The organism is Mesorhizobium sp. WSM4813, from assembly GCF_055811555.1.
Genome location: NZ_JBVVQU010000150.1, coordinates 1 through 809, shown reverse-complemented (window position 1 = coordinate 809; position 809 = coordinate 1). Strand labels below are relative to the sequence as shown.

Annotated in this window: 1 protein-coding gene; it reads left to right on the top strand. The window is 58.6% G+C overall.

The window, feature by feature from the left end:
• Window positions 1–28 precede the first annotated feature (28 nt).
• Window positions 29–792, top strand: a protein-coding gene (locus AC0L25_RS32430; protein WP_473599186.1) for an IS5 family transposase whose coding sequence is annotated in 2 segments (ribosomal slippage) — window positions 29–364 and window positions 367–792 — 762 coding nt in all. Because the reading frame shifts where the segments join, the coding sequence is not laid out codon by codon here.
• The last annotated feature ends 17 nt before the right edge of the window (window positions 793–809 follow it).

Here is an 809-nt window from a genome sequence, read left to right as displayed (position 1 = left end):
TGATTCAAGACTGCTTTTGGAGGCAGCCTTGGGTGTAATGGATCGGTTGATATTGAGTGACGCGGCGTGGGATAGGATGTCGCCGCTGATCATCGGGCGTCCTGATCAGAAGGGCTCGACGGGCCGCGATAATCGGATGTTCGTCGAGGCGGTCCTATGGATTGTGCGAACGGGCTCTCCCTGGCGCGATCTTCCCGATGTATTCGGCGATTGGAACAGCGTATTCCGCCGCTTCAGTCGGTGGAGCAGCAAGGGTATCTGGTGGCGCATCTTCGAGGCGATGTCCGATGATCCGGACTTCGAATATCTAATCATCGATTCCACCATCGTCCGAGCCCACCAACATGCGGCTGGGGCCAAAAAAGGGGGTCTGAAGATCAAGCCCTTGGTCGCTCCCGCGGCGGCTTGAGCACCAAGATACACATGGCCGTTCGCGGATTGGGGTGCCCTGTGCGGTTCACGCTTACTGCAGGGCAAAAGGGCGATGCGCCGCAAGCCGCAGCCTTGATCGAAGGACTGTCCGCCGACGTGGTCATGGCCGACACCGCCTATGACGCCGACTATTTACGCCAAGCCATCGCCGCCAAGAATGCAGTTGCCGTCATACCCAACAATCCATCGCGCTCACTCAAATATCCGCTCGACAAGCACCTCTATGCCCAGCGTCATCTCGTCGAGTGCTGCTTCTCCAAGCTCAAGCAGTTCCGCCGGGTCGCAACCCGCTTCGAGAAAACCGCCCGCAATTACCGCGCCGTTGTCACTCTCGCGGCTATTGTCCTATGGTTGCGGTAACTGTCCACACGGCCTAG